This is a genomic window from Paenibacillus sp. FSL H7-0350 (assembly GCF_038593195.1).
Taxonomy (GTDB): Bacteria; Bacillota; Bacilli; order Paenibacillales; family Paenibacillaceae; genus Paenibacillus_AQ.
Genome location: NZ_CP151972.1, coordinates 7,253,458 through 7,280,226, shown reverse-complemented (window position 1 = coordinate 7,280,226; position 26,769 = coordinate 7,253,458). Strand labels below are relative to the sequence as shown.

Below are 26,769 nucleotides of genomic sequence, written 5' to 3'. Positions count from 1 at the left end.
TTCACTGTTGGAATGAATTATGATATTTGGGTTCAATATAAAAGTATTGCTGTAGTAGCCGAAAATGTAAGATTGTTGCCAGTAAATCTGCGATCTGCAAACGAACAATATTGGTATGGAGCGTGAAATAATGAATAATGCGGATGAAAATTTTCAGTTTGATTATCATAAACATCAGTCAGTTTATATATCTGACTATATTAAATTTGCTGATGCAAAAGCCGGCATAACACTAAGTGTTGTTGGAGTCTTATTTGCTTTCTTTTCTCTTGAAATGAAGGATTTATGGAAAGATGGTATTACAGACGCCCTCCATGACTATCCATTCTATCTTTATCTGGTGTTCCTGTTAGGGATGGCTGCAGGAATGTACTTCTTAAGCAGGGTTATATGGCCAAGGTATTCCATCGATAAGTCTTTATATCATTCTTGGGGTGGTATTGGAGCTTTCAATACCAGCAATGATTATGTAACTGAAATGAAGCGAAGATTTCAAAACAAAAACGCTTTTGCAGATGAATTAATGAAACAAAATCACGCCTTAGCAATCATATGCAAAAAAAAGTACTTCTGGATTTATCTTGCTTACAAAACCCTTGGGATTAGCATTATAGGGGCGGGTTTAACATGGTTTGTTAGTTAAATAATTTTTTCAATAAAATTTCCTAATAAAAACATAAAATCACTAAATGATTTCATATACATGTAAACATTTAAAAATACAAATATTGAATTAACTTTCTCGAGAGAAGTATCGTTTTGCACAATTCTTGACCAAAAGTTCTCTAATACTTTGATGAATATTTAACAACTGGTTAAAAACAAGGTAGCGTCAAGAAGTTTGTGTAATTATCTTTAAGGGTTGTAGGATACCCATTGGAACAATGGATATGAATGGTTCTCAAAGGATCAGGGGGTATCCCCCCCCCTGAAAATTCACTTTCATTACCAATTGTCTGAGGTCGTCGGTTTTATTCTTCGTTCGCTTGAGCTGGGGGATACTTTTCTGCGAATTTTTTGCTCAAGACTGCTTTCGTCTTGGAATCCCCAAACCCGCTTACTACACGCTGGCTCCATCTCTAGTTGTAACTCATTGCCTCCAGATAGACAATCTTTTCTGCAGCGTCCATGTTCGTCAAACTGTTCATCGGGAGCAGCCGTTTGCGAATTTCCCGCATCGACGAACCAATAAGAGGTACAAAAGTTTAAGTTGAAATTCCTTTACATTAAACGGATAAACACAGCAAAATTATAAAACATGCTGCTGTGGTTTAGTTGTTATTTTGTATCCACCATGTCGGATTATTATCTACTCACACCAATATTTCTATTAAAAAGGGAAACTCGTCCTATATTTTTTAATAAGGCTATAACTATCATGTAACAACCGATTTGAGTAATGAATTAATAATGTTGACTCAGAATGATTACAATGAGCTACTATTTCTTTATATATATCATCAATGAATCCAATTGTTAAACAAATAGCAGTCATAGACTCATTATTTTTAAAAATTGGAGTTGTTGAATAACTTTCCGAATTTGATAAGAATAAATGATCCAAAAGAGAAGTGCTGTGAGTTGAGTGTGACAATCCACTATAAACTGATTGATATTCACGTTTCATATTAGCAACAATACAAAGCTTCTTAAAACTCATCTTATCATCACGTAATCCAATGAATTTAGGATTAGAATATATTTCTGCCCGAAGTTCTTTATCATACCATTCTTTATTTTTTGAATAGTTTTGCTGATACTTTGTATATTCTTCTTTCACTTCCTGAAAACCAGAATGTTTATCATTTGTAAAGTTATGATACATCACTATGAAACGATAGTTATAATATAAATTCAGTCTAATCTCAGGCTTTTGATAAATAAATATTGTGTGAGCAGTTGTTTCTAACAAAGTTCTAAGTATAGTATACGCCTGATGGAGGCATCCTGAATTCAAGCAGTTATAAATGGCTAATAGATCAGTAGCAGCTTTTGAATAAAGCATCTTAGTACTTTTATGCGTATTTGAAAGGTATTGTTTATCAACTGTGTAAGTTAAGAAAAAATAATACTTTTTCATTAAATAAAGAAATTCATCCATACCTTTTTCTTTTTTATCCATCCACTCTGCAAACTTACCATCATGTAAACAAACGTACATTTCGATTTCATCATCAAGGCCCTTTAAATTTTTCTCAATATTCAAGATGGCCCCCCTCTCTTAAAACTAACTAATCTTCATTATATAGCAAAAATTATATTCATAATAATTTAGTAGAAAAAAACCTGCGCTTTGCGCAGGCTCAATAGTACGCGTTTATCAATCTAGACTCTCTGATCTTCTATCTCCTTCATTATAAATTCAATATCGAATAAGTTTTCTCTATATTCCAATGTGTCCTGTTGCTTTTCTGCGTTAAGCTTGGAAAATACAGATTCAAGCTCAATAAACTTTGAAAGTGAAGTAACGTCTAATTGATTAAGACTTCCTATTGTACGATAAAAACGCTTGGTAAAATGAACCAGGGTGGAGATGTTACTTACTGTTTTATTTATAAAACTCACCCAACTTTGTTCAGTATCCCACTCTTTCCAACGATATAATATATACTCTAACTTAACCTCATTTAGTAATTTACTGTTTTCATCATATTCCGATATCTTCTTTACACACAATTTTTGAAGAGACTGAATATAGCTAGAATCAAAAATCCTTTCATGATTAATGCTAGTATTTTCAGTTGGTGATAATAATGAAATATATTTAACAGGTGCATACAATGTTTTTGAACCTATTATTGTTGATTTAAGAATCTCAAAATTATGTTCTTGCCTCTCTTTTTGTCTTTCAAACAATTGATGTATGATTCTGGAAACATTCATATCCGGTTTAAAATCTAAAACACTATCCTGGACCTGAGGAAGTCCATCTGATATGTTAAAAAGAGCCAAAATTATTATAACAGTATTTTCAGCTGGTATATCATCAAAGCTATCCGTATAATTTTGCATATCCCGTAACACTTTTCGTATTTTACCGTTAGTTGTATACAAATTTAAAATCAGTTCAAATTCAATAAGATTTTGACTTGCATTTAAGATTTTTTTCATTTCATAAGTACTAATTTCTTCTTCGTCTCCACCAGGAATAAAAGCAAAGAAGGATTCAAAATGTCTAGAAGAACACACCTTTAACTCTTTAGCCCATTTCGACTGCCATTCTGGTCCATATGATAAGGAACCTCTTTCTAAAATATTTTTCAATTGTGGAAACAGGAATATCGTTATGTCTTCAATGTTTTTTCTATAATGAAGATCTATTGTAGAAAATTCAGCCTTAAGTAATCTTTGTCTTTCAGAATCATCATAAGAAGAAAGCATTCTTGAATTGTTAGTACTCGTAAATAACTCCTTGTTGAATTTAATAAAGTCGTAGAACTTCGGAGCAAAAACTCTTATTGCTTCAATTCCAATAAAATCAACTAAATTAACTTCAAGGGTATTATCTTTATAGAGTAATGTAAGATTGAATTGGAAGCTACTTAAATATCGTTTAATATCCCTAATCGTTTTAAATAGACCTTTGAAACCACTATTATAAAGAATAGACCAATTATAATTATTTTCGCCAAAGTACTTACCTTTTTCTTCATTCGGAATATGAGCAAAGATACGATCCATCTCTAAAAAAAGTGTTTTGTGCAGCCGGCTTTGTCTGACTTGAGGCATATTAAAATTAATCTGAACAATTTTATCCATGTAATTCTTACCTGAGAAACCATGCTCATCATTCAAATTTTTTTCAACAATGTCTCGATCCATTGCAAGCATATATATGGTATTCGGAAAATCGGCATTCACTCTAATAACCTTCATTAGACTTTTTATTTCACTTTGCGATAGTCGATCTATATCATCGATAATAATAATAAGTTTTTTACTATTCTTTAATAATTTATCTTTGATTTCTTGTTTTAGTTTATTCAAAGGTTTTTCATTGATTTTTGAACGAGCTTCAAAATATGATGACCCTTTAAGTAGGGTATCTTTAATAACTTGAATAGCAAGAAAAACAAAGCCGAACATAAGGCTGGCTAACTTTCCCCATTGAGAAGTAATGAATGGAAAAGTTCCTAGTGAGATTCCCGCCAATGATAGTATTGGTATTATTTTCTCAAACAAATCTTTAAGTGTAGATTTCTCAGGAGTCCCGCCAAGTAATACAGCGTAAGCCTGTAGTTTTTCAGCTAGTTCTTTATCCTGTTCCCCAGTATCCTTCAACTGTGTTTCTTTCGCCAATTCATTAAAGAAACTTCCCGTAATGCTACCTGTATCAGAAAATGCCCAAGGGTTATATTCAAAAATAAAAGGAGTACTTTCAGTCTGTAACCTTAAATAGTGTACTGCCATATTTATAACCGAACTTTTTCCTGAACCCCATTCTCCGTCTAATGAGATAACAAGACTGTCCTGTCCATCCCATTCTCGAATAGAATTCGCCAAATGTTCTGCGAAGCCTTTTCTGACCAGTAGGTCCTCATCTGGTTTGATTATAGGTCTATCCTGTAAAAACATTTTTTTGATACCCCCTTTACTAGTGAACTATACTTCCTCAGATATATAACAAAATGATTGAGGGGGATGGAAGGTATTATACTCCAACCTAGGATCAATTGGCTTATCATATTTTACTGCCTCAGTTATTTTAATTGCATATCCTTCTTGTCTATTTGCAAAATATTCTTTAAAGAATAAATCACTGACGCCAGCATACTCTTTTGTTTCACTCCATATCATTTCTGGACTATTAAATAAGATAGAGTCAATTTTAAACTCTCCAACAATCAACCCTTCAGGCATCGTTGAGTATACAACAATCGTATCTACGTCCTTTTTAAAAAGGACTTTACGATATTCGTATTTTTTTTCTCCGCTAAATATTTTTTCTACATATTCAGGTTTAATCGATAACAAGACTTTCATAAACATCACCTAACTTTAGTATTTTTTCAAACTCTTGATCAGAAAGAGTTATACAACCCCAATAATCCTTTTCGTTTAAACCAACTTCTTCAACTAATCTTTTTCTAGTTAACCTTTTTCTAAATGCAATATTATATGTCATTTTGATAATATAAACACGCCCTTTTTTATACCAGTACTCTAATAATTCTGAATCTGTTAAAACAGAGTAACTTCTACAATACTTCATATATGATTCCAAATTTGAAAATTCACGGGGGCTTTTAACTTCTTCAATTACACAAATTGAAGTTGCAACAGACGTATACCAAGCCACCGTATTTTCAGTTTTGGTCCTATATATTACTAACAGATCTCCCTGTTTAACAGAAGCTAATCCCGACATTGATGAGAGATATACCTTATGTATGCTATTTGTGTGGGAAACATCTGAGATGATATCAAAGTTTTCATTATTCAAAATAGAATCAGGAAATAAGTTGGTATGGTATTGGGGTTTTATAGCTAACAAATGTTTAGTTTTATTTCTTGATGTCAACAGAGGATAATCTAATAGAGTGTTATTCACGGTGTTTTTTAAATTTTTAGTTAATACTAATTCTTCACCTGCAGAAGATGACTTTGTCCCGCTTTCTATAAAACCATATTTTATAAAAGTTTCTACTAATTTTCGATGTTTTTCAAAAACAGTAACATAAATATTTCTGATGTCTTCAACAATGGCATAATCGAGGATTTTTTTAATGAACCGCTCTCCGAGTCTTGTCCCGTGCGGATTAACTTTCATAGTTCCGACTTTCAGCCACAACCCGCCATCCAGTATAGGTTGAACATCATTAATTGGACCTAATTCAGTTTTCATATATAGGAAGGCTTCTAAATTGTCTGACTCATTATAAAATACTTGAGCTATTTCATTCCCCTTCTTCTTAAACCATTGTTCAAAACCAGGATAGTCCTCCTTTAGCGTTTCAAAGAAAAGATCGTTTAAGTTAATTTGATTGAACTTTTTATATTCTATAACTCCATCCATAACAACGCCTCCAAGTATGGTAATATAGTCCAATAATACCAGACAGTACGCGTCGAATGTTGTCTCTTTTAGTCGTCATTGAGTTTTAAAAGTAATATATTGAAACATCTTTCTACGATACACAATCTCAGTATACCACTAAACACACAAAATAAGAACTAACGTTCTGATTATTGATATCAATGTTATAGGTAAAATGGAATTTGAATTGATAATCAGTATTACAATAAGCCCAAACCATCAAGGGTTTGGGCTTATGTTGTTACATATTAGTTAACAACTAATGATACTTAAATATTCAAATTTTGTTTAATTATTGAATGTAAACCCAAATAATTACGTTACAATTCCAATTAATTATTGCTACTATTGTTGATTTTAAGAATCTCAAAATTTTACTCAATTCTACCCTATTGTTTATATTATTTTTTCAATTTCTTGCTTTTTAGAAGTATTTTCTCTGGAAATCCGCTAAAAATATAAAAGAAAGATTCCGATACGTAACCTTTTAGCTCTAGTACATTTTCTAAATATTTAGACATTCCATCATTAGAAGCGATATCTTTGAGTATCTCTATTGTTTTACTATAAATTTGACCAGGAAAGATTGGATTTTGCTGAATTCTCTTAAAATATTCTTCGTATACGGTTCCTACATTTCCCCTATCTTTCAATGCCCATGCTTCTAGTTCTTTCGTCGTACTCACAATTTCTGTCATTGCATTCATTGCCACTACTCTTTTCCATGCATCTGCAAGGTCGTAACATTCGTGGTGCCCTTGCAATGTTTCTACAATAAACTGAAAAAATCTTTGTGTAAGTATTGCATTATGTTTCACATTAACCGGAATTAATGTTCCTAATACTGCAATTGCACCGGCTTGAAGAAAAGCATCTGTAACAGTATATTCACCTTGGCCTTTCGGTGAAACATGACATGCGCTAAGAATTACAATGGGTGGGATCTCTTGAGAGGGCATTGGCATCCAAAATTCACCTCCTACTGATAGACCTGCAACACCTTTAGCGCCATATGTGCCATGTGCAGAAATCACCAAAATATCTATGCGTGAAGATTTACTTAAAACTTCATTTAATTGTTCGATATTTTTGCATTCCCTATACTGTACATTTATTAGAGGGTTTTTTTCCAGCTCCACACAAACCACGTTCCATCCTAAATCAGCTATTTTTCGAATTCCATCCTCTCTAGATAAACACTCTATTATTAATATATTAAATCCACTTTTAGAACCGATATAGTATTCGTTTACTCTTACAAGACTTCTCTGGAACGTAGTAGTAAGCGGAGTTAAAGGACGATACGAAATAGGCACCATACAACAGAGTGGGTCACTATAACCAGGAAGTATTGCTAACCCTATTGGAAAGTCGGTAAAAGCAATGATTTTAGAACTATCAGCAATGTACTCTTTAAGTTTATCAGTTCCTATTGCTTCAATAAGAACTTTCCCAAAGCGTTCCATCGCTCTTCTAATGAATCTATAATTTTTCTCATTTGAATGGAAATGACTTTCAAGCATAGATAATAGAATGAATATGCTTTCATCAATGCGTTTGCCCTTAAGCCAAACTCCCTGTTCAGCAATTGCAGAATGTACCCCAAAAAAATTTATGAGATCATCCTCCTCTTCTGATATAGATTTTGATATTGAACCATAACTCAAACGCTTGTTAGGACCTCCTGGTAAAGTTAGTACTAAAGGATAACCAATGCTGGCAGCTATCTTAGGAATCGCATCATCAATTCGCTCATTTGGTAAATCGTCAAGATTTTTCCCGAGATCATAATAAAGCATAAACTTAGCTTTTTCATATCGCATAATTTGGGCTCTAATTTCGAAGGAATAATGATTTTCATTCAAAGTTTCCACTAATTGCACTGAATTAGATAGCTGATTAGTTAAAAATAAATTTGGTAAAGCTGAAATTTGATCCTTTCCAAAGAGATGTGTTATATAGTTAAGTTTAGTTGCCTGAGGAATAAGACTTACAACTTCATTACTCAGTTTATTCCATTGATCATACAAAAGCTCCTCAGATAGTCCATCAATTCTGACACAACCTAAAATTGACGGGTATTCATGATTTATTGCAGAACCAGCTTCATATGAAGAGGATTCTATTATGTAAAGAGTTGGTCTAATAAAACTCAACTGATCCATTTCTTTCTGTGTTGGATTCGAAGAAATTAGGTATATTTCATGCTGTAATGGTGATCCTCCCTCAAGAAATAGTGCTTCAGGTGTCTCTATTAAATCAAAACCAGTTCTAGGTAAATGTAAACAATAAGTTAGTGCAGCCGCAATGTCTCCGAGTAAGGGATGATGTAGATGTTTTGATTCTTTTAGTGTTCTTTCTTTATTTTCATCGAAAATAATAACATAGTAAAAAAGGATATCTTTTATCTCCATTTTTTAATCCCACCTTATCTATTAGAATTATTTAGAACTAAACCTAACTGCAAAACCTCAAAAAAACTAAAAATATATAGTCAAGCTGAAGCAGACAAAAATCGGCAATAGCGGAAGTATGGTCTACCTTTAGAAACCTGAAAATTCAAATTGGCTCTGATCATCATTCATCATTTAATAATGTTGATTTTTCCTTTAATTAATTTTTAACTCATCATGAGATTTAATGTAATATTATCCTGAATTTCGAAAGTAATCTTCTATAAAAACAAAAAAAGGGCTCAAACCTTTGGTAGAATGGTGTTTGTCCGAACAACATCACCCAAAGAGAGGAGCACCTTTTAGGTGAAGTCTACCACATCTATTTCTAAAATCAAGACCGAATTTTCCCTGACCCAGTCGACAAGTATTGGAGGAAGCAAGATCTTCCTGAATTATCTTGAAAAAATCAAACTGCGCCAGGTGCTGCACACCGTATCCGGAGACAAAGCCCGCAATGCGCGGTTCTCCATGCACCACATTCTACTGTATCTCATCGTCGGCTGGGTCTTGGGCTATGAGCGTCTGTTTCACTTTCGGAGATGGCAAAAGGACTCCCTGCTTCAGCGTTTTCTCGGCGGACGCTGTCCGCACCACTCCTTGCTGTACAAGGAACTGGCTCGACTGGCCAAAATGAATCCCCACATACAGACGCAACTTCGGCTCGTGAACCTCGAAGTGATTCGGCCCGTTCTGCCCTCCACACTCATTCTGGATTTGGATTCCACCGTGGAGACCGTCTATGGGAATCAGGCCAAGGCTGCCAAAGGGGTAAACGCCCATAAGCCGGGGCGCAAAAGCTACCATCCCTTGCTGGCTTTTGAGGGACAATCCCACGTTTGCCTGAATGCAGTGTTACGCGCCGGAAACGTTCACTCCTCCACAGAGGCGTCTGTTTTTCTGGAAGAGACCTTTGGCCTCTTGGGCCCGCACCCGGTCCAATACGCCCGGTTTGACAAAGGCTTTGGCGGCGAAGACTTTTATTCGCTCTGGGAAGAGCGGCAGATTGGCTATGTGGGCAAGATCAAGTGGACGAAGCGACTGGCCGCAGAAGTCGCTGCCTGCCCGTACTGGACACGCTACGTCGACGAAGATTGGATCATTGAAGGGATCACTCTTTGGTATCCTGCGACTTCTTGGAAAATATCCAGACGGGTCGCCGTTATCCGCAAAGCGAAGGTCATCCAAGACGACCAAACGTGTCTCCTCCTGGATACCGACTGGGAGTACGAAGCCATCGTTACCAATTTAGACTGGGAATCCATCGATTTGTGGCGGTTTTACAACCAGTGCTGCTGCATGGAAAACTACATCAAGGAAGCCAAGCGTGGATTTTCCATCGACAAGATTGCAACCGGCTCCTTCGAAGCCAATGAAATCGACCTCCTCATCAAATTGCTGGCGTATAACCTGTATGAACGCTTCAAACGAGAGTGCTGCGAACCCATTCATTTCGGTTATACGGTGGCAAGGTTTCGTCTGGAATTCTTTCAATGTGCGGCGACGCTGGTGAGTCATAGTCGAACCACCGTACTCAAACTGACGAAGGAATTTGCAAATCGCCACGCCTGGAGACGAATAGAATCTCGAATCGCCCAGCTCGAATGAAGCCTTCTAGAATTTAACATGGAAATTCAAATGCCCGGTCACCTGGGGTGGGGGAATCTGTACGCAGAACCGCCATTTTGGAATATCCCCCCTGTTAGTACACCCTGATTTTTACAGGTTTTTCGGGCGGATAATCTTTGGCTTCTTTGCTACTACGCACTTTCGAAATTCAGAATTATATAAGTCCATTATTTTCTGAGCTTCTGGATGCGCCCTTTTGTTGCACGGATGTTGAGGATGTTGCATTGAAAACCGAAATGATTGCAACCTACTATACCAAGCGCTGGCCCATTGAGATTTTCTTTCGACAATCCAAGAACAATATAGGCTTCGGCACCTATCAGGTACGTTCGGCCAAAGCCTTATCTGGTTGTGGATTCTCTTAACTTGGACTCATCTATTTGTCTACGAATCCGCCCAAAAGGGGATTTCATTTCAGGCCGTCTGTGAGCGTTTTTCTAAAAAAGCAGCCTGAACCATTAAAGGTTCAGGCTCTGACAATCCAAATTCTTATTTGGGGGTAACGAAAAAATAAAACATACAATATTTCGCATATTAATTCAGATATTGAATGGTTTTAAAATTAGCGCATTCTGTGAGCCACTATTATCATCACTTGTAGTCATTTTTGCTGCTTCTTTGATCCATCAAAATTTTAATTTTTATTACTTCTTTTTTTAACCTTCACCCACACCGGCTATACCCACAATTCCCGCAAGTCTTGCATCCCTCAATATTAATCAGCGAGGCACTGCCGCAGGAAGGGCAAAGATCCCGCGATGCTGTAGCGTGGCTGTGATTGTCGTGACCGCCGTGACTGTCGTTGCTAGCTGCCGCAGGAACAGTAGTTTTCAGCTCAGCGCTGAGCGCCTCGTTGAAATCAAGCTCCAGCGTGGCGGCGATGGGTGCCGGGATATGGTCGTCATGGGCGTTGTTGAGCACATGGGTCTCTAGGGCTTTGGCTACTGCGTCGGCGATAGACTCGACGCGGTTCGCGCCGAAGCCGATGGCGCCGGAGCCGCCGATGCCCTTGAGGTGCTTGATCAGCAGGCCGACCTTCTCGCCGTGGTCACCGTAGCGCAGGAACAGCGAGCAGACGCGGCCCAGGGCTTCCGCCATGGCGAAGACATCAGAGCCGGCCTTGCCGACGTTCAGGAAGATTTCGGCCGGGATGCCGTCAAGATCGTTGATCGTAATATAGGCCATGCCGAACGGTGTATTGATCTTATAGGTAGCGCCGCGCAGCACCTGCGGACGCTTCTTGTATTGTTTGTCTACTCCGCTGGCCGCCGGCTGTAGACCTGGAGCAGCTTCCATAGTCATTGGCTTTGCAGTGACATTAATCGTAGCAGCCGGTTCTGTTTCCTTGGCCTCCACTGACTTCACTTCTGCCGCAGCATCCTTCTTATCTTCCTTCTTCGCCGTTTCCAGCACCTGTACGTCACGGCTGCCGTCACGGTAGATGGTCACGCCTTTGCAGCCCAGATCGAAGGCCATTTCATACAGTTCGGCGGTCTCTTCCACGGTGAAGTCGGACGGACAGTTCGCGGTCTTGGAGATCGAACTGTCCACCCAGCGCTGAATAGCAGCCTGAGCGCGGATATGATCCTTGGCGGACAGGTCCATCGAAGTGACGAAGTATTCTGGTAGTTCCTCTCCCGGATGGGCTTCCAGCCATTCCTGGGCGATCGGCACGAACTGCTCGTCATAACCAAGACGGCTCTGGCGGAAATATTTGAAGGCGAAGTATGGCTCGATGCCTGTAGATGTACCCACCATAGTTCCGGTACTGCCTGTAGGAGCCTGGGTGATTACAGTCACGTTGCGCATGCCATGCTTACGGATCGATTCGCTGACCTCCGGGTAGACCTCAGTAATATTCCGCATAAAGCCGCTCTGCAAATATTTGTCGGTGTCAAAGGCCTGGAACGAGCCCTTCTCTCCTGCAATCTCAGCCGAAGCCAGATAGGCCTCGCGGGCCATGAAGCCGTAGAGCTTGTCTAAGAATTCCAGTGACTCAGGGCTGCCGTAGCGGATATTCAGCTTAATCATCAGCTCCGCCAGTCCCATGGTGCCGAGGCCTACGCGGCGTTCGAGCTTCTGGTTCGCTTCATTTTCCGGGAAATGATACGGTGTCTTGTCGATGACATTATCCAGGAAGCGAACCGAATACCGGGTGGTTCTCGCCAGATCTGCCCAGTCCACTTCATGCTTCTCGGCATCGTAGAACTTGGAGAGATTGACGGCGGACAGGTTGCACACGCCCCAGCCGGGCAGGCCCTGTTCACCGCAGTTATGAGCCACAACACCACCAGCGATCAGCGAGTGCGTTACAGGCTCGGTAATATCGTATACCGTCACAACCTCGCCTGCTTCGATACCAACGACCTTGGAGATAAACTTTTCATTTTTGCGGGATGGTCTGGCAATGCGCTCCAGCGCCTCTTGTTTTCTGGTAAGAAGCTTGAAGCCGATCTTATTCTTGAATTCCAGGATGTTATTGCCGCTTAAGTCAAGTTCATAGAATGCCCCGCTTTCATAGCTGCGTTCCTCACCCGCGATAGTTGTATACGTAAATACTGCCGGATTCTTCTTCTCACGATTATAGATGGAGCTGTTAATTCCGAAATTAAGCAGCAGCAATTGAACGCCATGAAGCAGCTTCTTCGAAGCTGATGTCAGCCGGACGGTACGGTGCATTTCGTCACGGTCGTATACCGTTCCGTCTGCCGAGAATAATCCTTGCAGGAACGCTACAACAGTCTCCCGTGAAGCGGTATACAGCGCAGCCGGAACCTCTTTCTCACCGGCTCTAACCGCCTTAACTCGGAGTTTCTCCAGCTCTTCTTTGACCCAACCCTCACCAAGCTGATCCTCAGCCGCAAATCCACCCTCACCAGACTGCAAATATACACTATCTTCAGCACTCAGGTTCCGGGCCTCTTTCCAGCCGGAGTCGGTAAATAGGCGGTGCTCAGGCGTTACTGACAGCTCAACACCATTTTGCAGCGAGATCTTCAAGGTTTCTCTCGTCCCGGTCGGGAAGACTGTAGCGCGTCTCATCTGCAGACCTGGAATTTCATAGCTTCTGCCGCCGACCACTTTGGCTTGCTCCACTAATCTCAAATCGGTTCCCACCAGAAAGGATTCCGTTCCGACCTTCTTATATAACTCTTCAATGGTTAAGAGTCCGTATTCCGTTGCAATGCGGGTATCCGGGTGGAAGCACGGATTGGTACAAATGATTGGATTGAAATACCAGCTATTAGACATCTGATTATAATACTCCATGAAAACAACGCCCGGCTCTGCAGATTTCCAGGCCGATTCGATAATCGTCTGCCAGATATCGCGTGCTCTGACAGTACGGTAAGGAATGACGCGGCGGTTATCCGCCTTCCATTTATCGAGATCGCCGTCCCACAGGGTGTCGTAATCCGGGTCAGTCGTGTCGGGGAAGACCAGCTCCCAATCCAGATCCTCCTTCACAGCCTTCATGAAGCTATTACTTACGCATACCGACAGGTTGGCGTTCGTCACCTGGCCCATGGTCTGCTTCACGGTAATGAAATCCAGCACATCCGGATGCCAGTCGTTGATCATCAGCATCAGCGCGCCGCGGCGGCTGCCGCCTTGTTCAATCAGTCCGGTGGTATAGCTGAAGAGGCCGCCCCAGGACACAGAGCCGCTAGAGGAACCGTTCACCCCACGGACAATAGCGCGGCGCGGGCGCAGCGAGGACAGATTGATGCCTACCCCGCCGCCGCGGGCCATAATCTCGGTCATCTCGGAGAGGGTCTCCATGATGCCGCCCCGGCTGTCTTTTGGAGAAGGAATGACATAGCAGTTGAACAATGTAAGCTCCTCGCTTGCCCCTGCGCCTGCCGCAATCCGCCCGCCCGGAACCAGCTTCCAGTCATCCAGAATCGAACGGAACCGGCTTGTCCACTCCTCCTGAAGCTCGGGCGTCTTCTCTACAGAAGCCATCGCGGCCGCAAGACGGTCCCACATCTCCTCCGGCGTCTTCTCGATGTTCAGCGTCAGCTTCTCTACATCCGACTGCACCAGCTCGCCGCTGCGGGTTCGAACCGTAACGATCCGGCCTGTGCGCTCCACAATCTCGCCGACCTCCTTGGTCGGGAACTTCGGATCGTCCTTGGTCAGGACAAGCACCACATCGCCTACCTTGGCATTATTGCTGTCCGCGTCCTTCCAGGCGTAACGGTCCAGGAATATTTTCTCGCTCAGACCCTCTAGACGCTTGTTGTGTTCCACTATACTCAATACCAAAACCTCCCGGGGATGTAATAGGTCATGCTTCCGGCGGCAAGGCAGCCGCAGCCTGCTTGTCCGGCGAAAGCTCCTTTTGTCAATAACAAACAGCCGAAAAAAATCCGCACACCAGTCAAATTTCATGCTTTTGTAACAATATATGGTGTGCGTTAACTTTTAAACTATACCACATGTTGTGGATAGAGGTCTTTTTTGAAAAAGCAGCCCCAGGCAGGAATAACGGAAAAACAGGAAAAGAACGGCTGATTTCCTCCCTCTTTCTCGCTTTTTTGCAGGGTAACGGAACTGAAAGTTTTCAGCGCTTAATCGCACTGTCCGCAGAAAGACAGGTTATGAAATCTCTCTGAAACGAGCATACTACTGCTACGCATTTCGATATGAAACTGCGACGGAGGAGGCTGCAACATGACGCAATTATTCCGCAATTCCTTGCCCCAAGAGAAGGTAACTTCTGCGCCGCTGCTGCCTGTTCCTCTATCTTTTGAGCGTAACTGGCTGCATGATCTGGAATCGAGACTCGATAAAGGGGGACCGTGGGGCGACTGGCGCTTATCCCGCCTTGCTGTACAGGGAGAGCAGTCGGGCCTGGTTACCAGCTTCGATGAGCTGCAGTGTATGAAGCATCTGTCCGGGCTGTCTCCGCTTCCCCATCAGCTGGATACGGCGCACAAAGTGCTGTTCGAGATGTCAGGACGGGCGATTCTGGCTGATGAAGTCGGACTTGGCAAGACCATCGAAGCGGGGCTCGTGCTGAAGGAATATCTGGTGCGCGGGCTGGTGAGCAAGGTTCTGATTCTGGTGCCGGCCTCGCTTGTCCTGCAATGGGTGCGGGAGCTGAATACGAAGTTCGGAATCTCTGCCGTAGCGCAAAAGAAAGCCTATTCCTGGGGCAATGACATTGTCGTCGCCTCGATGGATACAGCCAAGCGTGACCCGCATAAGGAAATGCTGCTTAGCCAGGAGTATGACATGCTGATTATCGACGAAGCCCATAAGCTGAAGAACAAGAAATCGACGAATTATCTGTTCGTACAGCAGCTCCGCAAAAAATACTGCCTGCTGCTCACCGCCACCCCCGTGCAGAACGATCTCGGCGAGCTGTTCAATCTGATCACGCTGCTGAAGCCGGGCCAGCTTGGGAATCAGGGCGATTTTGCTACCAATTTCGTGGTGGATAAGCGCCAGCCCAAGAATGAGGTTAAGCTTCGGGGCGAGCTGTCCAAGGTCATGATCCGCAACCGCCGGGGCGAAGGCCCGGTGAATTTCACCAAGCGCAAGGTGCGCAATATCCCCCTCACCCTCTCCGCAGAGGAGAAGGCGCTGTATGACGGCGTGACTGCTTTTGTCAAAGAACAGTATCAGGAGGCGGGCGGCAATCTCAGCAGTATGCTCTCCCTGGTCACGCTTCAGCGTGAGGTGTGCAGCAGCCGGGATGCGGTGTTCGTCACGCTGGTGAATCTGATTAAGAAGCTTCCGGCCGATTCTCCGAAGCGCGAGCGGATGATGGGGCTGCTCCAGACGATCCGTACGGTCAAGACGAATACCAAGGCGGAGAAGACGATGGAGTTAATCCAGCAAATGAATGAGAAGGTGATCGTCTTCACCGAATACCGCGCCACGCAGGAGTATCTGCTTCAGTATTTCCGCGAGCATGGACTGCAATGTGTGACGTATTCGGGCGGGATGAACCGCGGCAAAAAAGACTGGATGATGGACCTCTTCCGCGGACGCGCCCAGGTGATGATTGCCACCGAAGCCGGCGGCGAAGGGATTAACCTGCAGTTCTGCCACCATATGATCAATTTCGATCTGCCCTGGAACCCGATGCGGGTCGAGCAGCGGATCGGCCGGGTCCACCGGCTCGGTCAGGAGAATGATGTGGTCATCTACAACCTCTCCACCGAAGGGACGATTGAAGAGCATATCCTTCACCTGCTGCATGAGAAAATCAACATGTTCGAGATGGTCATCGGCGGGCTGGATGTCATTCTGGAGCGCTTCGAGCAGAAAGGCTCGCTTGAGAAAAGCCTGTACAAAATCGTTCTCGAAGCGGGCAGCGACGAGGAGCTGCGCAGCGGGCTGGATACGATCGGCGATTCGCTCAGCGAGCTGACCCACGCCAAGCTGGATGATAGCGGGGTGCCTAACTGATGCTGACACCTACAGAAGTGCGCAAGCAGGTCATGGATTATCTGGAAGCGACCGAATGCACCATTCTCGAATCCTCTCCGCTGCATGTGACGGTAAAGCTCTCCCCGCGCGCAGACCGGATGTTGACGGACCGCCCTTATTATTGGGGCTTCGTGGAGCGCACCGGCGTAGATCCCGAGACCCTGAGCTTCAGCTTCGTCTTCGACCCGCAGAAGTACGATGAACTGGCCGCGCAGACCGCTGCGCCAGCGGCCCGCCCGCGCGGCGGGGCCAGCCGCCCGGCAGGGGCGGGAGCACCGCCGGGCCCGGCCGGCGCAGCGGATGCCGAAGCTGCTGCGGAGCCGCTCGGCACAGCGCAGGTGCCGGGAGCGGCGCTGCCGCCCGGGGTCTCGGCTGCCCCGGAGGACAGCATCCTAGCGCGGTACTTCGGCATCGTTCCGGTGCTGCCGCGACTCGGACCGGGGATGATCCGCCGCGAGGATGTAACCTACGGCAGCAAGCGCCTGCGGCAGATCTGGTCGGCGGCGCGGGACGAAGGCCGGTGCCTCCAGCTGTTCGAGGACCCTGGCCTTAGGCAGCGGACGACCTTGTTCTCGGCCGCCTACGAGCCGTGGCTGGCGGTCTGCTACAAGGTCGAGATGACCTGTGACCTGAAGCGCGAGGAGCTGCATTTCATCGCAGTCTCTTTAACCTCCGGGCTGATCGTCCCGGACTTCGAGGCCCGGCTGAGCGGCAAGGAGCTGACGCCACGGTTGCCGGAGAACATTCATGTCCAGCCGTTCGAGCTGGGGATTACGGACGGGGCCGACCGGCTGGAGGGATATCTGACATCGAAGCTGGCACTGCTGGATTACACCTGGGCGGAAGAAGCCCGCACACGGCTGGAGCTGGAGCTTAGCATCGTGGACATCTACTACGCGGAGCTGCTGAAGGAACCGGAAGAAGAGAAGCGGCTAGCCACCCTTGAGCAGTATAACCGCCGCCGCCAGGAGACCTCGTGGCAGTATGAGCCGCAGATTGCAGTTTCTGCCGTAACGTACGGATTGTTTCATCTGCGCAGCACATAGAATGCGACCTGGTCCGCTAAAAGCAGGCAAAAAAACAGCGAAACTCGCGCCGCTGGCCGCGACAGCAAGCAACAGCCTTTTCAGGGCTTGTCCCCTACAATGAACAGTAAGAAGCGTAAATTCCCTCAAGAACAGGAAAGGTGACTGAACCTATGAATATCACTGCAAGGCAGAAGAGCTCCCGGCGGCGCGGCCGCCTGCTCCTCTGTCTGATTCTCGGACTGACTCTGCTGGCTGCGAGCGCCTCTTCTCCTCAGGCATTAGCGTCACAAGCCAGCCGGACGACCGTGACGCAGGCCGTCACGCAGGAGGTTCTTCCGGGACTTGAAATGAAGCCGATTCCAGCGCCGGAAACGCTGCAGGCCTTCACCCGGCAGACGATTAATCAGCTCTCAGCGAATGCTCCTTTTAAGGAATGGAAGGATGCCGGCACGGAGGTCTACCCTCTTGGTCCGGGAACGCGCAGCTGGCTGGTCAATGTGATGCACAGCGGTCAGCGGATCGGCTATCTCGTTATCTCCGCTGCGGATCAGGGCGGCTATCTGCTTAGCGAATACGGAGCTGGAACCGATGGCCTCCCTTATAGTATGACTGAACTGCGCCAGTATCTGGTGCAGCAAGGACTGATACCCTCTAATTCTTCAGGTGCCATCGGGGTTACGGCGCTCTATGCTCCAATGCTGCCTGTCTGGAGAATCACTACGGAGAACAGAACGCTGTATCTGAATGCTGCTGTCCTGGAGACACTGCCCTGGAGTCAGACCCAGGCTGAGCATATTCTTAATGCTGCACCGGAAGCCTCTGCCATGCTGTCCTCCGGTCCGGGCCAGGCGCACACTCCCCAGCCCGCTCTACGTAGCGGCGGAGAGGATGACCCTTATGCCGATCTCCTGTGGCTGACTGCACCCGGGCTGAAGACGCTGAACGGAGCAAGCCTGAGCGCTCTGCTTCAGGAGCGGGGCAGTCTCGCCTTCCAGTCCCCGGGGCACAACGACACGCTGGGAGCGCCATTCATGATCACAGGCAGCCAGAGCTGGCTGAAGCCAGGCGCTTCCCGTGACCAAGGGAGCACCGAAGCAGCCGTAGTCTATGCTGCCTCGGGTCCTGGTGGCATTCGTTACCTCCCGCTTAGCGCCCTACAGAAGGCCGGAACCCTCCACAAGCTGCCGGTACCGCTGCCCGGGGGAGCCACGCTGGGCTCTGCTGTTCTGCCCGGTTCAAGCCGATAGACTGGTACTGACATAATTCCTGCTCCATACTGAAACAGCCTTCCCGGGTGCCGTCTGAACGGCTCCACTTGGGAAGGCTGTTTGCTTATACATCTGAATTTAACTCAACCTCCGCTTTCTCTGAATTCAGGTGCATTTGTACACCTGATTCACACTCAACGCACGATTTCTGCTGATTCAGGTGCATTTATACACCTGTTTTCCACTCAACGCCCTATTTTTCCGAATTCAGGGGCATTAATACACCTGATTCACGCTAAGAGCTCGATTTCCACGAATCCAGGTGCATTTATGCACCTCATGCCCACACAGCGCCCGCTCACTGTTGAAGCGCTACTCCTTACCTGCCCCGCCCCTGCTCCATTTGCTGCGCCAGACAGACCAAGCGAGCGGCAGCGTGCCGAACCATTTTTCCGCCCACGGCTGCTTTTCTGCCTTCCGCCGGGCATGGACAGCGCCCGGATTCTCAATGTAGACAACTACCTTTTCCGTAATATACTTCACCAGATCATCTCCGCCGGATGCCATCTCTTACACCTCCCAGGTGAGTGCTTGGCGGGTTCCCGCCCCTTAATCTTATACTTATAGTGTGCTCCAATCCTCTGATCTCTAAACCGGAATCCGAAGCTTCGTATAGGTTAGGCTGTTAAGGCACAATCTAACAAGACTACACCTGTATAAACCGTCATTAAGTACATGAAGCTGTTGATTATTCCGGCAGGGAGGTTACTCACATGAGACAATCGAATGTATTGGAGCCCTATAGCACTACACAGTACCACCGTTCAAAAGAGCAGCCCCGGCTGAGATCCGGGCGGGGGCTTAAGCGGATCATAACCGCAGCATGCGTTCTGCTCCTGCTTACGGCAGGCAGCACCGCAGAGATCCACGCGGCTGCACCTAGCACTAATCCACAGGCAGAACAGCCCGGACAGCGCCAGCATATGCTCGGCCATGATCAGCGGATCATTCTGATCGATGCCGGCCATGGGGGGATTGACGGCGGAACCTCTTACGGCAGCATTTTGGAGAAGGACATCACCCTCGCCATCTCGCGCCGCCTCTTTCTCCTGCTGCGTGCGGACGGCTTCGATACGATTCTGAACCGTATCGGCGATTATGCGCCCAGCGATGAGAATCTGTGGCTGCGCAGCAGATCCCGGCATTTGCGCGATCTGGCCCAGCGCAAGGAGCTGGCAGAGACCCTTCCGGCCAATGTTGTGGTCAGCATCCATATTAACTGGGCGAAATCCCCGTCCAAGCATGGTCCGCTCGTCCTGTACCGCCAGGAAGGACGCAGCTTTCTGCTGGCCCGGACCATACAGGATCAGCTCAACTGGCTCTACGGGATGAAGAATGATCCTGTCCGGGGCAAGCCCTTCTACCTGCTCAACAAAATAACCGCCACAACGGTGATCGTTGAGGCGGGATTTGTCAGCAGTCCGGCTGACCGCGAGAAGCTCTGTACACCGAAGGGCCAGGAAGAGATCGCCGAAGCCATTGCGAACGGGATCGCTGCCTACCTTATGGAAGTGTAAGCCGGGAATTCCATTTCCATTCCTCACGGACCAGATCGGAGATGCCGACGAATTGCACCTTGTCCTTCATTCCGGCAATGCCGCTGCGGATGCCCGCGGCGGTCTCTTTGCCCTGGATGCCGACATGACCGATGGTGACGCAGAACTTTTGGCTCAAGGCCCGCTCCTGCACAAGCTTCATCTGCTTTATTACATGGCTTGCCGAATGCACATCATCCAGGAAGATATGATTCTCCACCGGCGGCATTCCCAGCTCCCGGGCCATCCGTCCCGCAACTGAACGATAGTTGGTATGGCTGTCTACGAAGAATAGACCGCGCTCCTTGCAGACCGCAAGCACAATACCCATTACCCGTTCATCTCCGGTCACCTTGGAGCCCATATGATTGTTGATGCCGATCGCGTAAGGCACATTATCGAGTGCAGCCTCCACCCGCCCCCGGACCTCGGCGTCATTCATGCTGGTCAGCACGGCCCCCGGTCCCAGCCATTCCGGCTTGCCCTGACGCGGCTCCATCGGCAAATGAACCAGCACATCGAAGCCCAGCTCATGGGCGCGCCGGGCATCCTGTTCGCTGGAGCGCAGGAACGGCATGACCGCAACGGTGATTTTGACGGGCAGCTTGAACATTTCCTCTGTCCCGCGCATGCTGTTGCCGAAATCATCGATAATGACCGCTACACGGCTGAGCGCCTGCTGCTGCTGATCTCCAGTTGTCCGGTTGCCCGATACGCTGCTCCCTCTGCTATCTGCAGGTGCGGGTGCTGTTGCTGAAGCTGTCTTGTCTGCTGATGCAACAGACATTCCATGCGGCGGGATCAGCGCCGCAGACATAATCACCGCTGCGGCCAAGGGATACAGAAGGACACGCTTTACTCTGTGATTGCTTATATTCATACTGGAACACCTCCTTCGTGATTCAACAATTGTTCTCATTGTTTGGCTCACGAAGGCTAAATATGTACGGAGCGCTTACGCAATTATTAACAATGGGATGCGGGTACAGCACGGGCGGCCTGTCAGCATCTATGCCCTTCCTCCAGCTCCGCGTCTGTCAGCGTCAAGCATAGCCTTCAGTACCTGCTGCGGTGTCACGGCAAACGGCATATTGCCCATCGGACTATTCTCCAGGTTACAGCTGGCCTCGGCAGCCAGCAGCAGCCGGCCCTGCTCCACACCAGCCAGTCCCATTGCTGCCAGGGTCACAGGCAGACCAGCCATCCGGCAGAATTCCACAACTCCGGCAATCTCTGGCTCTTCCGCACCCTCCAGGATCAGCTGCACCAGTGTAGCAAAAGCCACCTTTTCACCGTGCAGTACATGCCTGCACTCTTCCAGCAGCGTCAATCCGTTATGAATGGCATGGGCGGCGGCTAAGCCTCCGCTCTCGAATCCGATCCCGCTGAGATAGATATTCGCTTCAACGATGTGATGAACGGCAGCCGTGACACGGCCCTCACTGGCATCCTTCAGCGCCTGCTGCCCATCCGCAAGCAGCGTATCCAGGCAGGTACGGGCCAGGGCGAGAGCCGCCAGTGTCCCGGTCCCTCCGGTGCTGGTTACTGCTCCCGACCGGCTGCAAGCCCGGGCTTCATAGTAGGTGGACAAGGCGTCGCCCATTCCGGCGGCCAGCAATCTTACGGGAGCACCTGCAATGATCGCCACATCTGCAACTACCAGATCCGGGCTGCGGCGCAGCGGAAGATACCGGTCGAACTCTCCAGAGTCGCTATATAGAACCGCCAAGGCGCTACAAGGTGCATCTGTTGAAGCGACTGTCGGCACCAGCAGCACCGGCAGATTAGCGAAATGGCTGACGGCCTTAGCTGTATCCAGCGTTTTGCCGCCGCCAATCCCTACGATGGTCCCCACCTGTCCCCTGTTCAGCTCAGCTACCATCTGCTCCACCTGCACCAGGCTGCACTCCCCTTGGAATTCACGCAACATCAAGGGAAGCTGCTCAGCCAAGAAGCCGGCCTTAATCTCTTGCCCATACATTGAAAGGATATAAGGATCAACTATGGCATACGCTCCTTTATCCCCCATTTGCAGACAGTAACTGCCCAGTCTGGCAATCTCCCCGTTGCCCTGAATATATTTTGACGGTGAATAAATAATCTGCGGCATCAATGAATCCCCTCCTGCTCTACTTATCCCTCATACTTTGGCTTTGGCTTTGCGTCCGCTTGGCATCTGCTTGCGGTCTCCGGTCAGCTTGCAGGTCTGCGGGCCCAGATTACCCTGATCGATTTTGACATCAATGAAGTCTACAATCTGTTGCAGCGATGCGATCTGCTCGACAATCTTACGCCTGTGATCCATAATCATCACTTGCAGCTCGGGATAGTCCGACAGATCTGCATCCAGAGACAGATGAAGATAGGGCCGCATGTCGTCCAGCGACATTCCTGTTTTTTTGAGGCATGTCACCAGTTGCATCCGGTTCAGGTCCGAATCGCTATAGATGCGATGGCTGTTCCCCCTGCGCTTCGCCCGGGGCAGCAGCCCAATCTTCTCGTAGTACCTTATCGTATCCTCAGACATTCCTGTCCGCTCCGCTGTTTCCTTAATCGAATATCCCTGCACAAGATCCGCTTCTGCCAGACTCATAGAATCACTCCCTCTCTACTTGCTCTAAAAGTGCCTTCGTACCATTGTATAACCTGGAGTCAGCTCCAAGTCAACGGTTAATTTCGGTACTTGACTTGGATTCGGCTCCAAGTTATAGAATGAGCACCATTCACCCACTCACATTCAAAGGAGCAATCATAATGAACATAACACACGACTCCCGCACAGCGCTGATCACCGGGGCAAATCATGGCATCGGGCTGGCCCTAACCCGCCGAATGCTGGATGAAGGCTGGGAGGTAATCGCGCTGATCCGCTCAGCATTTGCTGAAGATGACTCCCTGATCCGTGAGGCGCTTGCCCGCAGACAACTTCGAATCTATAAGGCAGACCTGAGTGATTTCACCCAACTGCGGAGTGCCCTGCAGAGCATCAATCATCATGAGAAGCAGATTGATCTGCTGTTCAATAATGCCGGCGGCAGCTTCCCGGAGTTAACCTTCTCCAAGCAAGGGCGTGAGCTGCATTATGAGCTGCAGACGGTCGTTCCGTATATCATTACAATGGAGCTGAAGCCGCTCTTGCTGAAAGGCAAGCTCCGCACGGTCGTGAATACATCCTCCAACGCTTTCATGATGAAACGCAGCTTCGATCCTGCCGCCCTGAAGCACCCGGCCAAATTTCAGATGCTGACCGGCCCTTATGCCGACACCAAGCGCGCCTTGTCCTTGTGGACAGAAGCGGTGGCCCCGGCGCTTGCGGCGGAGGGCATCCTGATCCGAAGTAGCGATCCCGGAGGCAACAATACCCTTCGCAGCGGCAAAAAATCCGGCATCCCGCTATGGTTAAAACCCATTACGCGGCTGTTTTTCCCCGAACCTACCCATGGGGCAGGCCTGCTGTATCAGGCGGCTCTGGGTGAACACAGCGGCAAGTCCGGTGTCTTCCTGATCAAGAATCAGGTAAAACCGCTGAAATTCATAGAGCATAGCAGCCGTATCCTTAAGGATGTCCGGGCCATTTACGAGCAGGAATTCCTTCAATCCGGCGGTGCATGATTGCTATTACTTGTGACAAGGCAGCAATTGGCACGCGACGCGATCAAGCCACAGCTCCCGTACGGAGGGCTGTGGCTTGACGATGCGCTGCATTTTTTTAATTTATGCCAAGCTGCATTCCAATTCTGTTCATAGCAGCTCCGACATTCGTCCGAATTCCCGCAGCAGCCGCAAATTCTCAATCACGATATGTCCCTTCCACCAGTTCTCACTAATCGCATACTCGCGTTCATATCCTTCCCAGCCCCAGGTCAGCTCCCAGACACCTGCGGCATTTCGGGTCTCCAGCAGATAATCAAGCTCCTGGTGCAACAGTCCGCCCAGTTCAGCGTATCCGGGACTATGCAGCGAATGGATGAACGCTGACGGTCTGCAGCCATACCCGTTCCAATTCCCCTCATCGCGGCTGATTAGCCGTGCGCTCTGTACTTTGAAGGCTTCTTGCAGCTCCACATAGGGGAAGTGCTCCTGCAGCCCCGCCCAGGTGATGCAATGCAGCAGCGTGTCCACGCATTTCAGCGGGTGCATCTCAATATTAGGTTCACGCAGGAAAAGCTCCGTCAGCTCACGGGCAATCTCCAGTCCGGTGGCATACAGCCCGCAATCCCGCGGAGCAGCCTTCAGAATGAATCCCGCCAGAATAGCGGTCGGGTTAAACATACTGTGGGAAGTACTGTTTGAGCTTGTATGCCACCAGGGGGCATGAGGATAATCATTATTAGAAGCTACGACATTCCTCCAGGTGCGGCCATCCATATCCACACCGCTGTCCAGGTATTTCAGAATTCCCTGCACCAGCGGATGCCCGCTATCTGCAAATTCAAGCTCCAGCAGCCGTTCCACCGCCGTAGCGGTCTGGATCGGGGTGGAATGCGGATTCCAGGCATCCGCCTCCAAGGCATGGCCGAAGCCCCCATCCTCATTCTGATAGGCGGATAGCGCTTCCAGTACCGGCGGAACCGCGCCGTCCCCGAAGTGAAATCTCCATCTCGCCAGGTCCAGCGGACGGGCATTGCGGTACATCCAACGTCTGATTCCCTCGTAATCCTCCAGCAGCAGCTTCATGCGCAATCTCCTTATAATAGGTTTGATAAAACTGTGAAAAACACAGATTTATTACTAACAAACTTTTGATTCCGTTTATATCATGATATGTCTTCGTTCAATTCGAGCCACTGCACCGCCGACCCGAACCTGATTGATTTCACCGCTCTCGCTCAGGCGCAATCCAGCCTTAATTTCAGAAGGACAATCCATCGAATACCCTTGCCTGAACATAACATTCTCCACTTCCTGCAAAGATCGTTGGCCGTATCGGTACAAATAGCTGAGTAAGGCACCATTGGATGTTCCTGTCGCGCTCTCCTCGGGAATATCGTACAGCGGCGCAAAATTCCGGCATTCCGCAGCAGAATCATCTGGAGTATCCATCGTGAACAGATGATATCCAACCACATCATATTTTTCGCTGATAGCGATTATGGCATCAAAATTTGGCTGAATCTCATTCAAGAGCTTCCTGCTCCGGATTGGAATCATAATGTCCCGCAAGCCTGTCGAAACAATCTGGATGGGCAACTCTGTCTGCAGTTCTTCGGCATCCATCCTCAAAGATGGGGCGATTTCCTCACAGGATATCCTTTCAAAAAATTGTGGTACAACCTGTGACAAGTAAACAAGACCCTCCGAGCTAATATCGACATCAAGAATCCCTGCCTTGGTTTCTATTGAATAGGAGGTCGCTTCCTTTGACAAACCCAATGAATGCATTAGTCCAAACGCAGCAATCGTGGCGTGTCCGCACAGATCAACTTCGCTGGCGGGGGTGAAATAGCGGATTTTGTAATCCGCAAGCAGGGATTTTTCCATAAAGGCCGTCTCCGAAAAGCCCAATTCCTTCGCTATGAGCTGCATTTGGGCAGCATCTAGAGAAAGAGCTTGCTCCAAGACAACGCCTGCCGGATTACCGCCACGCTCCCCTTCCGCAAATGCATTTAACGTATACACTTCCACATTCATGTTCCACTCGCCCTCTCTTTATTTTCAAAAACCGCCCGGTCTGCGCAACCGCACGTCCCCCGCCATCCTCCATTATTTTCCTTTTATCGATATGTTAGCTTAATATACCATGGTCAGTCTATGACAATTATTCTCTCCTGTCACTTTCCTTGAGAAATCCCTGAATGATTCTTTCAGATTGCTCTATTGGCTCACTCTATTTTCCAGTATAATACAAGTTAAAAAACACCATTTAGGAGGATATATATGACAGAAGATTTCTATTGTGACGAAGTATTGAGCGGCAAAACAGTAATTAACAAGGTCATCGAAACGGATAATATTTTAGCGTACCACCATACCAAACCCTATTACCCTGTTCATATTGTAGCCATTCCCAAACAGCACATCTCCTCCCTATTAACCATTCAGGTGGAAGAGCATGAGCTGCTGCTTGAGCTTATCGGAGTAATCCAGGAGGTTGCCGCCCAGGTAACTGAAGAATACGGAGCATGCAGAGTGATTACCAATCTCGGTAATTATCAGGACTCGAAGCATCTGCACTGGCATATCTGCTATGGGGAACCACTAAGATAGTTAATTCCCGCTCTTGGCAACAAACAATTGGATAAACGTATCTAAATTTCCTGTAAGGGGCGTCCGTTCATCAGCACGTGTATTTAATGGAGCTAATCCCGTTATGCTACAATAAAAACGACCCCGTCGGACTAAAGGATATTTCACCGGGGTATACATATATATGGA

The 26,769-nt window shown here is 47.1% G+C and carries 21 protein-coding genes; 9 read left to right on the top strand and 12 right to left on the bottom strand.

Features of this window, described 5'->3' with window-relative positions; translation table 11 throughout:
• Positions 1 to 130: 130 nt before the first annotated feature.
• On the top strand, positions 131 to 643 hold the full coding sequence (locus tag NYE24_RS32620; protein WP_342477625.1) for a Pycsar system effector family protein: 513 nt from the start codon (positions 131 to 133) through the stop codon (positions 641 to 643).
• A gap of 687 nt (positions 644 to 1,330) precedes the next feature.
• Here the strand turns inward: NYE24_RS32620 and NYE24_RS32615 are convergent.
• From NYE24_RS32615 to NYE24_RS32595, 5 genes are all read right to left on the bottom strand, one after another.
• The gene (locus NYE24_RS32615) at positions 1,331 to 2,206 is read right to left on the bottom strand and encodes a DUF5677 domain-containing protein (RefSeq protein ID WP_342477624.1); all 876 of its coding nucleotides are present in this window, start codon (positions 2,204 to 2,206) and stop codon (positions 1,331 to 1,333) included.
• Positions 2,207 to 2,325: 119 nt separating this feature from the next.
• Positions 2,326 to 4,575 carry a P-loop NTPase fold protein gene (locus tag NYE24_RS32610; protein ID WP_342477623.1) on the bottom strand — a complete coding sequence of 750 codons (2,250 nt, stop codon included), beginning with the start codon at positions 4,573 to 4,575 and terminating at the stop codon, positions 2,326 to 2,328.
• A gap of 27 nt (positions 4,576 to 4,602) precedes the next feature.
• A complete protein-coding gene (locus NYE24_RS32605; protein ID WP_342477622.1) occupies positions 4,603 to 4,983 on the bottom strand; it encodes an ASCH domain-containing protein in 381 nt (126 codons plus the stop codon).
• Positions 4,961 to 6,016: an N-acetyltransferase gene (locus NYE24_RS32600; protein WP_342477621.1), complete on the bottom strand. Its 1,056-nt coding sequence runs from the start codon at positions 6,014 to 6,016 to the stop codon at positions 4,961 to 4,963. The genes NYE24_RS32605 and NYE24_RS32600 overlap by 23 nt, the downstream gene beginning before the upstream one ends.
• A 422-nt stretch (positions 6,017 to 6,438) precedes the next feature.
• Positions 6,439 to 8,451, bottom strand: coding sequence for a CHAT domain-containing protein (locus NYE24_RS32595; protein WP_342477620.1), 2,013 nt, complete (start codon positions 8,449 to 8,451; stop codon positions 6,439 to 6,441).
• A 345-nt stretch (positions 8,452 to 8,796) separates the two neighbouring features.
• On the opposite strand from NYE24_RS32595, the gene NYE24_RS32590 reads away from it, so the two are divergent.
• A complete protein-coding gene (locus NYE24_RS32590) occupies positions 8,797 to 10,098 on the top strand; it encodes an IS1380 family transposase (protein ID WP_342477619.1) in 1,302 nt (433 codons plus the stop codon).
• Positions 10,099 to 10,782: 684 nt separating this feature from the next.
• Here NYE24_RS32590 and NYE24_RS32585 read toward each other — a convergent pair.
• Positions 10,783 to 14,382, bottom strand: coding sequence for an LAGLIDADG family homing endonuclease (locus tag NYE24_RS32585; RefSeq protein WP_342477618.1), 3,600 nt, complete (start codon positions 14,380 to 14,382; stop codon positions 10,783 to 10,785).
• Positions 14,383 to 14,561: 179 nt separating this feature from the next.
• Between NYE24_RS32585 and NYE24_RS32580 the strand changes: the two genes are divergently transcribed.
• The 4 genes from NYE24_RS32580 (at position 14,562) to NYE24_RS32565 (ending at position 18,838) form a co-directional block, all read left to right on the top strand.
• Complete coding sequence (locus NYE24_RS32580; RefSeq protein ID WP_342477617.1) at positions 14,562 to 14,738, top strand: hypothetical protein; 177 nt, start codon at positions 14,562 to 14,564, stop codon at positions 14,736 to 14,738.
• A 58-nt stretch (positions 14,739 to 14,796) separates the two neighbouring features.
• Entirely contained in the window at positions 14,797 to 16,542 is a 1,746-nt protein-coding gene (locus NYE24_RS32575; protein WP_036695651.1) for an SNF2-related protein, read from the top strand.
• Positions 16,539 to 17,609 carry a YqhG family protein gene (locus tag NYE24_RS32570; RefSeq protein WP_342479337.1) on the top strand — a complete coding sequence of 357 codons (1,071 nt, stop codon included), beginning with the start codon at positions 16,539 to 16,541 and terminating at the stop codon, positions 17,607 to 17,609. Before NYE24_RS32575 ends, NYE24_RS32570 begins: the two co-directional genes overlap by 4 nt.
• 152 nt (positions 17,610 to 17,761) lie before the next feature.
• Entirely contained in the window at positions 17,762 to 18,838 is a 1,077-nt protein-coding gene (locus NYE24_RS32565) for a hypothetical protein (RefSeq protein WP_051493597.1), read from the top strand.
• 333 nt (positions 18,839 to 19,171) lie between these two features.
• On the opposite strand, the gene NYE24_RS32560 is transcribed toward NYE24_RS32565, so the two are convergent.
• The gene (locus NYE24_RS32560; RefSeq protein WP_036695653.1) at positions 19,172 to 19,366 is read right to left on the bottom strand and encodes a YqzE family protein; all 195 of its coding nucleotides are present in this window, start codon (positions 19,364 to 19,366) and stop codon (positions 19,172 to 19,174) included.
• 206 nt (positions 19,367 to 19,572) lie between these two features.
• Between NYE24_RS32560 and NYE24_RS32555 the strand changes: the two genes are divergently transcribed.
• A complete protein-coding gene (locus tag NYE24_RS32555; RefSeq protein ID WP_342477616.1) occupies positions 19,573 to 20,376 on the top strand; it encodes an N-acetylmuramoyl-L-alanine amidase in 804 nt (267 codons plus the stop codon).
• Here NYE24_RS32555 and NYE24_RS32550 read toward each other — a convergent pair.
• The 3 genes from NYE24_RS32550 to NYE24_RS32540 all read right to left on the bottom strand — a co-directional run bounded on the left by NYE24_RS32550 (position 20,363) and on the right by NYE24_RS32540 (position 22,987).
• Positions 20,363 to 21,274, bottom strand: a complete 912-nt coding sequence (locus tag NYE24_RS32550; protein WP_084648951.1) for a divergent polysaccharide deacetylase family protein — start codon at positions 21,272 to 21,274, stop codon at positions 20,363 to 20,365. The genes NYE24_RS32555 and NYE24_RS32550 overlap by 14 nt on opposite strands.
• A gap of 129 nt (positions 21,275 to 21,403) precedes the next feature.
• Complete coding sequence (locus NYE24_RS32545; protein ID WP_342477615.1) at positions 21,404 to 22,504, bottom strand: glycerol dehydrogenase; 1,101 nt, start codon at positions 22,502 to 22,504, stop codon at positions 21,404 to 21,406.
• A gap of 30 nt (positions 22,505 to 22,534) precedes the next feature.
• The gene (locus NYE24_RS32540) at positions 22,535 to 22,987 is read right to left on the bottom strand and encodes a MerR family transcriptional regulator (protein WP_341024271.1); all 453 of its coding nucleotides are present in this window, start codon (positions 22,985 to 22,987) and stop codon (positions 22,535 to 22,537) included.
• Positions 22,988 to 23,148: 161 nt separating this feature from the next.
• Between NYE24_RS32540 and NYE24_RS32535 the strand changes: the two genes are divergently transcribed.
• Positions 23,149 to 24,006 (top strand): SDR family NAD(P)-dependent oxidoreductase, encoded by an 858-nt coding sequence (locus NYE24_RS32535; RefSeq protein WP_342477614.1) that lies wholly within the window; start codon positions 23,149 to 23,151, stop codon positions 24,004 to 24,006.
• Between the two features lie 129 nt (positions 24,007 to 24,135).
• Here the strand turns inward: NYE24_RS32535 and NYE24_RS32530 are convergent, their stop codons facing one another.
• A complete protein-coding gene (locus NYE24_RS32530) occupies positions 24,136 to 25,071 on the bottom strand; it encodes a hypothetical protein (RefSeq protein ID WP_051493606.1) in 936 nt (311 codons plus the stop codon).
• Between the two features lie 75 nt (positions 25,072 to 25,146).
• On the bottom strand, positions 25,147 to 26,025 hold the full coding sequence (locus tag NYE24_RS32525; RefSeq protein ID WP_342477613.1) for a PhzF family phenazine biosynthesis protein: 879 nt from the start codon (positions 26,023 to 26,025) through the stop codon (positions 25,147 to 25,149).
• 246 nt (positions 26,026 to 26,271) lie between these two features.
• On the opposite strand from NYE24_RS32525, the gene NYE24_RS32520 reads away from it, so the two are divergent.
• Entirely contained in the window at positions 26,272 to 26,601 is a 330-nt protein-coding gene (locus NYE24_RS32520; RefSeq protein WP_342477612.1) for an HIT domain-containing protein, read from the top strand.
• Positions 26,602 to 26,769: the final 168 nt, after the last annotated feature.

Coding starts and splice junctions, on each gene's coding strand:
- NYE24_RS32520 (WP_342477612.1), top strand. CDS start 26,272: ATGACAGAAGATTTCTATTGTGACGAAGTATTGAGCGGCAAAACAGTA.
- NYE24_RS32600 (WP_342477621.1), bottom strand. CDS start 6,016: ATGGATGGAGTTATAGAATATAAAAAGTTCAATCAAATTAACTTAAAC.
- NYE24_RS32620 (WP_342477625.1), top strand. CDS start 131: ATGAATAATGCGGATGAAAATTTTCAGTTTGATTATCATAAACATCAG.
- NYE24_RS32575 (WP_036695651.1), top strand. CDS start 14,797: ATGACGCAATTATTCCGCAATTCCTTGCCCCAAGAGAAGGTAACTTCT.
- NYE24_RS32610 (WP_342477623.1), bottom strand. CDS start 4,575: ATGTTTTTACAGGATAGACCTATAATCAAACCAGATGAGGACCTACTG.
- NYE24_RS32605 (WP_342477622.1), bottom strand. CDS start 4,983: ATGAAAGTCTTGTTATCGATTAAACCTGAATATGTAGAAAAAATATTT.
- NYE24_RS32560 (WP_036695653.1), bottom strand. CDS start 19,366: ATGGCATCCGGCGGAGATGATCTGGTGAAGTATATTACGGAAAAGGTA.
- NYE24_RS32550 (WP_084648951.1), bottom strand. CDS start 21,274: ATGAATATAAGCAATCACAGAGTAAAGCGTGTCCTTCTGTATCCCTTG.
- NYE24_RS32555 (WP_342477616.1), top strand. CDS start 19,573: ATGAGACAATCGAATGTATTGGAGCCCTATAGCACTACACAGTACCAC.
- NYE24_RS32545 (WP_342477615.1), bottom strand. CDS start 22,504: ATGCCGCAGATTATTTATTCACCGTCAAAATATATTCAGGGCAACGGG.
- NYE24_RS32595 (WP_342477620.1), bottom strand. CDS start 8,451: ATGGAGATAAAAGATATCCTTTTTTACTATGTTATTATTTTCGATGAA.
- NYE24_RS32540 (WP_341024271.1), bottom strand. CDS start 22,987: ATGAGTCTGGCAGAAGCGGATCTTGTGCAGGGATATTCGATTAAGGAA.
- NYE24_RS32580 (WP_342477617.1), top strand. CDS start 14,562: ATGTTGTGGATAGAGGTCTTTTTTGAAAAAGCAGCCCCAGGCAGGAAT.
- NYE24_RS32565 (WP_051493597.1), top strand. CDS start 17,762: ATGAATATCACTGCAAGGCAGAAGAGCTCCCGGCGGCGCGGCCGCCTG.
- NYE24_RS32535 (WP_342477614.1), top strand. CDS start 23,149: ATGAACATAACACACGACTCCCGCACAGCGCTGATCACCGGGGCAAAT.
- NYE24_RS32530 (WP_051493606.1), bottom strand. CDS start 25,071: ATGAAGCTGCTGCTGGAGGATTACGAGGGAATCAGACGTTGGATGTAC.
- NYE24_RS32525 (WP_342477613.1), bottom strand. CDS start 26,025: ATGAATGTGGAAGTGTATACGTTAAATGCATTTGCGGAAGGGGAGCGT.